7 protein-coding genes and 1 pseudogene are annotated in these 9,215 nt (G+C 41.4%); 7 read left to right on the forward strand and 1 reads right to left on the reverse strand.

Translation table 11 applies throughout. The annotated features are described in order from the left end of the window. Nucleotides 1-2,095 (forward strand): PAS domain S-box protein (locus BB781_RS13545; RefSeq protein WP_129582722.1); only part of this gene is annotated, 2,095 nt, incomplete at its 5' end. Here the strand turns inward: BB781_RS13545 and BB781_RS13550 are convergent. Then, complete coding sequence (locus tag BB781_RS13550) at nt 2,092-4,026, reverse strand: hydantoinase/oxoprolinase family protein (protein ID WP_094229015.1); 1,935 nt, start codon at nt 4,024-4,026, stop codon at nt 2,092-2,094. The two genes, BB781_RS13545 and BB781_RS13550, sit on opposite strands and share 4 nt — an antisense overlap. A gap of 618 nt (nt 4,027-4,644) precedes the next feature. Between BB781_RS13550 and mttB the strand changes: the two are divergent. The 6 genes and pseudogenes from mttB to BB781_RS13575 all read left to right on the forward strand — a co-directional run. Then, nucleotides 4,645-6,135 (forward strand): annotated as a pseudogene (gene mttB, locus BB781_RS13555) ([trimethylamine--corrinoid protein] Co-methyltransferase). A gap of 18 nt (nt 6,136-6,153) precedes the next feature. Continuing rightward, nucleotides 6,154-6,801: a cobalamin B12-binding domain-containing protein gene (locus BB781_RS13560; RefSeq protein WP_094229019.1), complete on the forward strand. Its 648-nt coding sequence runs from the start codon at nt 6,154-6,156 to the stop codon at nt 6,799-6,801. Nucleotides 6,802-7,070: 269 nt separating this feature from the next. Beyond that, entirely contained in the window at nt 7,071-8,117 is a 1,047-nt protein-coding gene (locus BB781_RS13565) for a DMT family transporter (RefSeq protein ID WP_094229016.1), read from the forward strand. Nucleotide 8,118: 1 nt separating this feature from the next. Beyond that, the gene (locus BB781_RS13570) at nt 8,119-8,415 is read left to right on the forward strand and encodes a hypothetical protein (RefSeq protein ID WP_094229017.1); all 297 of its coding nucleotides are present in this window, start codon (nt 8,119-8,121) and stop codon (nt 8,413-8,415) included. 12 nt (nt 8,416-8,427) lie between these two features. Next, nucleotides 8,428-8,577, forward strand: a complete 150-nt coding sequence (locus BB781_RS15845) for a hypothetical protein (RefSeq protein ID WP_164997891.1) — start codon at nt 8,428-8,430, stop codon at nt 8,575-8,577. Nucleotides 8,578-8,913: 336 nt separating this feature from the next. Continuing rightward, a partial coding sequence (locus BB781_RS13575; RefSeq protein ID WP_207205291.1) for a B12-binding domain-containing protein occupies nt 8,914-9,215 on the forward strand: 302 nt, incomplete at its 3' end.

Consider the following 9,215-nt stretch of genomic DNA (forward strand, 5'->3'; position numbering starts at 1 on the left):
TCAGATAATATTTGAAAGGTCCCCTGTAGGGATCATCTATTTTGATGAAAATGGCATTATTACTCACTGCAACAAGAGTTTTTCGGATATCATTGGTGCACCTGTAAAGAAGATAATTGGTTTTAGCGTTCTTTCATCATTAAATGATGAAAATCTGAAGAGTTCTATTGATGTTGTTTTCCTGGGAAACCCTGGTTATTATGAGGGTGAATATATTTCCACTATAAGTGGGAAAAGAATGATTGTAAAGGCAAATTTTACTCCAGTGATGGATGATAATGGCTCTTTGATCGGTGGTATCGGGATAATGGAGGATATCGCAAACAGTAAAAAAGCAGAAGAAATCATAACTCTTAATGAGATGCGCCTTGAAGCTCTCCTTAAACTCTACCAGATGCAGGATTTGCCGATGCATGAAATTGCTGAATATGCAATCCAAAAGGCTGTAGAGCTTACCAATAGTAAAATAGGTTATCTTGAGTTTTTAAATGAAGACGAGAATGTGCTTGAAACATACAAGTGGCCTAGTGATGCAAGGGACTACTCATCAAATAATGAAGAACCTTTTATCCATCCTGTAAGATCAACAGGTTTCTGGGGTGAAGCTATACGTGAGCGAAAACCCATAATTGTTAATATTCAATATGATTCAGAACATATCGATGATATTTATCCGGGAACCAAAGAAAAAATGTTTCGGCACATAACCATTCCTGTGTTTGACAAAGACCAGATAGTTGCAGTGGCCGGTGTGGCGAATAAAATATCAGGGTATGATGAATCTGATGTCCGCCAGTTGACAATTCTGATGGAGGGAATGTGGAAACTTATCCAATATAAGCAGACAAATGAAGTTCTCTATGAAGCAGTCAGGATGCGCCGGATACTTGAATCCATAATGAGTTCAAGTCCAGCAATTGTATTCCTCTGGAAACCTGAGCATGACTGGCCTGTGGAGTTTGTTTCTGAGAACATAGAGCAGTTTGGGTATGCTGTTTCAGACTTTATTTCAGGAAAGATTATCTATGGTGACATAATTCATCCTTCTGACCTTCAGAGAGTGAGGGAGGAAGTAGAAAGGGCTTCAAGGGAAGGTTTCTCTGATTTCAGCCAGGAATACAGAATACTGACAAAATCCGGTGAAGTAAGATGGGTTGATGAAAGAACTATGCTTCACTACAATGAAAAAGGCATGGTGGATTACCTCCAGGGCATCATTGTTGACATAACTGAACGCAAGCATGCTAATAACTTTATGCGCATAGAGTGCGATCTTGACAATGTCCTTGGTGAAAGCCGAGGCCTTGAAGAAACTTTTGAGAAGCTGCTTGATTTCACACTTGAAGCCAAAGCAATAGATTCCGGTATTATATACATGGTTGACACGGTTACCGGTGACTTTGATGCCTTAACTTCAAGGGGTCTTTCTCAGAAATTTGTAACTTCTTTATCACATTTTGGTCTGAACACACTTATGGCGCGCCTTTTCACTACCGGTTATCCTGTGTACAAATATTTCTCCGAGATCAATATGATGATGTGTGCAGAGGAGCTTGACTATGAAGGGTTGCAGGCAATGGCATTTATACCTGTCAAATTCAGTGATAAACTAGTTGCTGCTATTGTTCTTGGTTCGCATACAGAACTTGAGATTCCGGCAAATTCAAGGAATTTAATAGAGACAATTGCAAATCAGATAGGTATCATCATATCCAGAATGAAAAAGGATTCTGGTCTCCAGAAAAGTAAAAATAACCTGAATTCCCTTCTTGACGCTCTTGATGAACTCGTGTTCATCATGGATATAGAAGGACGTATCCTTCACATAAATTCAGCTTTGATCCGAAGCCTGAATTACTCTGAAAAAGATCTTGAAATGAAAGATTTCCTTATGCTTTATCCGGAAGACTGGGAAGATGATGTTCTTTCAACTCTTGATGAGATAATGGCAGGTAAATCCTCAACATGTGAGATCCCTCTGGTAAGCAAGGAAGGAACCCTTGTTCCGGTTAACTCCAAATTTACAATTGGTGATTGGGGAGGACTGGATGTTCTCATTGCCATTTCTTCGCTTATAACGGAACCAGGTGCTTAACAGCACTCCTGTTCATTGTTCCTGTTACCGACACCGAGTACTACAAGCTTTGTTTCCATTGGTGTTTTCCATCCCAATGGGATAATTTCCTCTTTTTTCACATCTATTTTTATATGGTTTGAATCAAGTCCTGCATCTTTCATGTAATTAAGGACAGTGTTTTCTCCCAGGGAAATCGCATAGTCAAGAGCTTCCTGGTATTCATAGAAATTGCTTTTTCCGTGCTCTGAAAATACAAGGAATTCCCAGTCAGGAGCCGCCATTGACGCAGGCCTTATAAGCACTTCAAATCTTCGGATCCCCTTTGCAGCCAATGCACCAGCAGCATTTCCTACGCTTGAATATTCAGGCAGAATTATCTCAGCATCCAGTATTTCCTGCATCTCTTCTACAAAAGCAGCTACAGGTCCTCCTATCAATACTATAGGTACCTCTACTTTAAATTTTGCAGGCGACTTGATATCGAATATTTTTCGGATTTCTTTTTTTTCAATTCCCTCAAGGAAAAATGATATGAGGTCACATGCCATATTTTTTGCAAATTCTTTCTTGATATAACTGGAAAAGTCGTATTTGTCCATGCCTACAAGTGAACCGAGCATATCAGCACCGATATTTGAGGCTTCAACATTCCTTTCTGTGTACTCACCAAGTACGTGTAATGCATCTGTGAGTGTAAAACCAATAGGTTGTACGAGCCTTTTTTGTATTAGGCTGTCCAGTGCATTACTGGAAGGATACTTTTTTATGCGGTTGAATATCTCTGTCGTAGATGTGGGGTGCTTTTTTACGGCAGCAAGTATCTCTTTCTCCTCTTCGTTCGTCTCCAGTGCCTCATAGTCTGTCCTCAGGTAGAATTTCGTTGGCTGATAGTTAATACCCATACGTATTTTTGAAGGAATGGGGTTTGTCCTGAGTTGTTCAAGGAACTCGGGGTAGATTACAGCAGCCCTGCACAGTGGAATGACTCTTCGGGGGCCGATGTTGATATCCTTTCCTTTTACCCATACATGGCTGTCACCTCCCATTGCTGATGTTTCCATTCTTATGGCTTTGACCCTGGTTTTCCAGCCACCCACAACAGCGCCGGAATCACTCATATCAGGCACTCCGTTGTGTATAACCGAAATATCTGTGCTGGTACCTCCTACATCTATGACGGCACATGTCTTTTTCTTTGCAAGGAATGAAGCTCCTACAAGACTTCCGGCAGGGCCTGAAAAGATAGATTCGATAGGTTTTTTGAGGGCACTCTGTATGCCTATAACAGATCCATCACACTTGAGCATGAATATCTTTGCATCGATTTCCCTTGACTTTATTTCTGCTTCAACGGTTTTCATGAATCTTTCAGTCACAGGTATCAGTTGTGCATTCAAAAACGCTGTTACTGCTCTTTCGAAGGCCCCGAGGTCCTGGGAAAGTTCATGGCTGCAAACGGCAGGAAGGTCCGTGAGTTCCCTGATAAGTTCCTTTGCCACTAGTTCATGATCATGGTTCCTGACACTGAAGTATGAGGATATTGCAAAGGCTGAAACCTTATTTTTGACCCGCTGGGCAAACTCTTTGATAGATTCGGTATCCAGGATGTCAGTCTCAACACCGTTGTGGTCATGACCACCGGTAACCTGTAAAAAATAACTGGTTGGAAGTTCCTTTTTGATGTCGTAGTTTCCAATAAGTATCATGGCAACAGGAAATCCTGTACCTTCAAGTATACTGTTAGTGGAAAGCGTTGTAGATACCGATACTACTTTTACATTTTTGAGACACAGGGGATCCAGTCCGTCAATAGATCGCTTAATTCCATCCAGAGGGTCTGGATAGCTCGTTAATGCTTTACTTGACTGGATTATAATATTATCTTCGTCTCTTAAAAGAACGGCGTCAGTATATGTTCCACCAGCATCTATCCCAAGGCTGTAAGTCATTTTTTAAAACTCCTATTTACATATTGTAATTTGTCTAATTGTTGTAAAACTAATACATATATATTTTGTGGTCTGATATTTAACAGCGTTAACATAAAAAACACTATCAATAGATAGATTTCATAATTTAATTCATATGTTTAATGCTCACTATACATTATGTTTATATGTAATTACCTTCGAGAAACCTATTCATAATATTCTGTTAATAATGATTTATCTTTTGTCTCGGCAAGAATTGTTGTTACATTTATATGCAAAGTTGAAGTAATAGAAACCATTATATTCTAAGATTTACCACGGCAGAATCGTAAAGTATATATCACATCAAGTTTAAAATTTAAGTGTATGGCTGTATATCTTTTTGAGTCCAGATCATAAATAAGCATGCATCTCCTTATTAATACTCTTTTTTTCTTATTATGAATGAGTTATCTTTATATACATCATCTGTAATCGAAGCTATGCCAAAATATATATAGAGGTTCCATAAGCAATCTTTATATATAGGGATATTCTACCTATTCTACAGGAACACACTGCTACAATGCATGTTCACTTCCCCAGGAACATCTTTGAAATGTCCTGGAAAACGAATTACAATTGGAGGTTAAGAAAATGGTAAAACAATATTTCCCAGGTAGAACTCCCTTGGACGGCATAAGTCTGGAGCTATTCTCTGAAGATGATCTCAGAGCTCTTCACTATGCTACAATGGATGTTTTCATAAACACTGGTATTCAGGTCTCTGACCCTGAAGCACGAGCTATCTTTAAGGAAGGTGGCTGTTTAGTTGACGAAAAGACAATGGTTGTAAAGATCCCTGAATTTGTAGTTAACAGGGCTCTTCTTGATTGTCCTTCCAAGTTTGTCCTTTGGGGACGTGACAAGAAGAACAACACCAAGCAGGAACACAAAGGAAAAGTACACTGGACCTGTTTTGGTACAGGTGTCAAGATGTGTAACTATCAGGCACCAGGTAAGTATGCAACTGTCGACTCTACTGAGGAAGATGTTGCTGCTACAGCAAAGATATGTGACTGGGCAGAGAACATCAACTATTATTCACTTGCAGTTTCTGCAAGGGACTGGGCAGGCAAGGGTGCACAGGATGTCCACGAGACACTGACACCATTGATGAACACAACAAAACACTTCCACCACATAGATCCTGTAGGGGAGAATGTTGACTATTACCAGCAGATAGCAACAGCATACTATGGTGGAGACGATGAGGAAGCACGTAAGAAGCCTTTATTCTCCACATTGCTCTGTCCTACAAGCCCACTGGAACTCAGTGTCAACGCATGCCAGGTAATCATAAAGGGCGCAAGGTTCGGTACACCTGTTAACGTACTCAGTATGGCAATGGCTGGCGGTTCATCTCCAGTTCACCTTGCAGGTACACTTGTTACTCACAATGCTGAGGTACTCTCCGGTATTGTACTCGCACAGCTGGTTCAGCCAGGTGCACCAGTCTGGTACGGAAGTTCCACCACAACATTTGACCTGAAGAAAGGTACAGCACCAGTTGGTTCCCCTGAACTTGGACTTATCAGTGCGGCTGTTGCAAAGCTCGGTCAGTACTACGGTTTGCCAACATTCGTTGCTGGTTCGTAGGCTGATGCCAAGATACCTGATGGCCAGGCTGGCCATGAGAAGACATTAACTACACTTCTCCCCGCTTTTGCAGGTGCAAACACTCTGTACGGTGCAGGTATGCTTGAGCTCGGTATGACATTCTCACTTGAACAGCTCGTTCTTGACAATGACATGATCTCAATGACCAAGAAGGCAATGCAAGGAATTCCCGTGAATGAAGAGACACTTTCAGTAGAATCTATAGAACAGGTAGGAATAGGGAACAATTTCCTTGCACACAAGACCACAAGGAAGAACATTGACCTTCCATCCAGCCCGATGCTCATTGACAGACTGATGTTCGGAGACTGGGCTATGGCAGGATCAAAGGATATCGCAACGGTTGCTCATGAAAAAGTCGTTGACATCATGAAGAACCACGAAGTAGCACCAATAGATGCTGACCTGCTCAAAGACATGCAGGCAGTTGTAGATAATGCTGACAAGGCATTCAGAGCCAGCAGGTAAATGAACGGAGGTACAAAAATGGCAACTAAAGAACAGATTATCGCTAAAGCAAAAGCAGCGATCTTAGATTTTGATGAAGATGTAGCTGCAGAAGTTGCACAGGAGTCCCTGGATGCGGGTGTTAATCCGGCAGATCTCATACAGGATGGATTCACTGCTGCAATGACAGAGATCGGAGACCAGTTTGAGGCAGGCACACTTTTCCTTCCTCATGTGATCGCAGCATCAGAAGCAATGAGTGCAGGTGTGGCTGTCCTGACTCCTGAACTTGAAAGACTTGGTTCAGAAACCAAGAACAAGGGTAAGGTAGTCATTGGTACTATTGAGGGTGACATTCACTCCATTGGAAAGGATATTGTTGCAACAATGCTCAAGATAGCAGGATTTAAGATAATAGATCTCGGAAGAGATGTTCCTATCAAATCCTATGTAGAGAAGGCAAAAGAGGTTGGTGCAGATGTAGTAGCTTCTTCAGCTCTTATGACCACCACAATGGTCAACCAGATCCAGATAGAAGAGCAGCTTAAAGAAGCTGGTATCCGTGACTCACTTAAAACAATGGTTGGCGGTGCTCCTGTTACACAGGACTGGGCTACCAAGATAGGTGCAGATCTTTACGGAGAAAATGCAACAGATGTAGTAGCAAAACTAAACGCACTCTTCTGAGATTCATATCATAGTTGTGAGGATGTATTATTTACATCTCTCAACTAAAATATTAAGCTCTTGAGTGTTGTTTTTCTCAAATGGGTGCTTTGGGAGTCTTCCTGTCTTTGATGCACCCCGAAAAAAGATGTTCACATATCAGTGGATCAGGACTGGCAGTTTATCATCTTTTTTCGTATCACCTTCAATTCCGGTTTCCGGAATCGTTACATAGCTGCAGTTTATTGGCATATTATATTCATGAAGGTTGAAAATTGGAGGTAGTAATAATGGATTTGCAAGCTTTAAAAAAGCAGGAACATCAAAGGAGGGTCAAAAAAGGTTACATGTGGGCTCTCTTCTGTGCAGTTCTCTGGGGTCTTTGGTATCTTCCCGGAACTGCTGTGTGGGTTCTTAACCCTTTTGATGAAATGTATGGTGAGATTGCCGCAGGAAGTGGCGACGGAATGGCACTGGTAATAGTGGCGGTTCTGATCACAGCATTCAACGCGTTGACAGTTATTTTAGCTCTTATGGTTTGGAACGGTGCTCTTGGTAAGTTTGGTGAAATGAAGCGAACGATTAAGGAATTCAAGCCGTGTTCCAAGTGGTTCTTCCTGGCTTCTATTTTTGGTGGTCCGATCGCTATTCTGGGGTCCTTTATGGCCATGGGATTCGTCGGTGGCGCTTTTGCTGCTGTTGCAGCTTTGATGTATCCTGTTGTAGGTTCTATACTTGCTTCAAAATGGTATGGTGAAAAGATATCCAGGCGTGCATTTGCAGGTATCGGGCTCATTATTGCAGGCGGTTTCACTATATTTGGTGGTGGAGTTCTCACAGAACTAGGTAATGGTAATGTTATGTGGTTAGGTTACCTCGGTGGATTAATGGCAGCTACTGGATGGGGTATTGAAGGGGCTATCGCCGGAAAAGGTCTGGATATTGCAGAACCTGATGTAGGACTTACACTAAGGTTCCTTGGTGAGAACATCATCTGGTGGATAATCATTGTTCCTGTACTCGCAATTATGGGTTTCCCAATGTTCAAGTATGCATTGCTGGCATTTGAACCACTTACACTGCTAGTACTGGTATTTGCAGGTATCACTTTTGGTTTCTGTTATGTTACCTGGTATAAGTCCTTCCCTCTTATAGGGGTAGGAAGGGGTCAGGGTATCGGAAACCTCTACGGTCTCTTCGCTGTGATCTTTATATTCCTTTTCTTCGGAGATGTGCCTTCTTGGACCATCTTGGTAGGTGGTGCTCTTTGTCTTCTCGGCAGCACTGTAATGTTCTCTGAGGATACGAGTGAAATGGAATCATTGAGAGGTGATTAAGGTGGCAGCAAATCGTCCTATAAAGTTCAGGATACTTGAATTGTGCAGCAATGGTGGTGGGAAATGGAACTACGAAATCGTTCAGCAGATACAGAAAGAATATGGCCTTAAGGGGAATTACCACAGGGATTCCATAAACTTCGATATAATCGAACTTGCATCGGGTGGAATGCTGAAGGATGTTGAGGTCAAGGTCGATGAAGAAGGGATCTACAAGAAAGGTTTTCTTCTGCACAAATATGTGCTGACAGACTTTGGAAAGATAAGGGCTGCAGATGCCTGTTTGGTTTATGTTTAAGGAGTGATCTAAATGGTACAAACACAAGCTGCAATGGAAGCTTACAATGCTTATTGGGTGAACTCTCCTCTGCCGGCTGCTGATGTTCTGTGGATGGTTGTCATCCTTGTCGTAGCAATATTGGCGCTATGGCAGGCGAGGACTTTTGTCTCACAGTTCTAAGGAGGAACTAAACAAGAGGATCCTGAAAATCAGTTGAGTAGATAAGACACAGTGATGTTGAAAGTCTTGTTCTTTTTCAGAACAAGGATAATGTGATTGATCTGTGTCTTTTGATGTTTATTTAATTATTAATTTACGAAAGTTCAATAGCGCAATATAATGGAAAAATATAAATACTGGGTACTATTCAAAGACATGAGTAATCTTTAAATAGCAGCTCCAAAGGTAACATATATATCTATCGTTATTGTATGTTATTTTACTTTCGGGTTATCCCCTCCAAACAAGAATAAAATCTGAATTGGCAATAATTATCAAAAATAATGAGGTATATAAATGAGCAAAGAAGAACTGTTCAAAGAACTCTCCGATGCTGTAATCACATGCAAGAAAGATGTTGTAACAGCTGCTGTAGAAAAAGCAAGAAGTGAAGGCATTCCGCCTGCTGAGATCATAGAAAAAGGTCTTGCAGCCGGAATGAACGAAGTGGGTATCCTCTTTGAGAGAGGTAAATTATTCCTGCCACATGTCATGATGGCCGCAGGCGCAATGGAAGCTGGCGTCAATCTCCTTGAAGCAGACCTTCCAAAAGACTCTGTCAGCAAGAAGCTTGGTGTCATTGTAAATGGTACAGTTGA

Source organism: Methanolobus psychrotolerans (assembly GCF_002243045.1).
GTDB lineage: Archaea > Halobacteriota > Methanosarcinia > Methanosarcinales > Methanosarcinaceae > Methanolobus > Methanolobus psychrotolerans.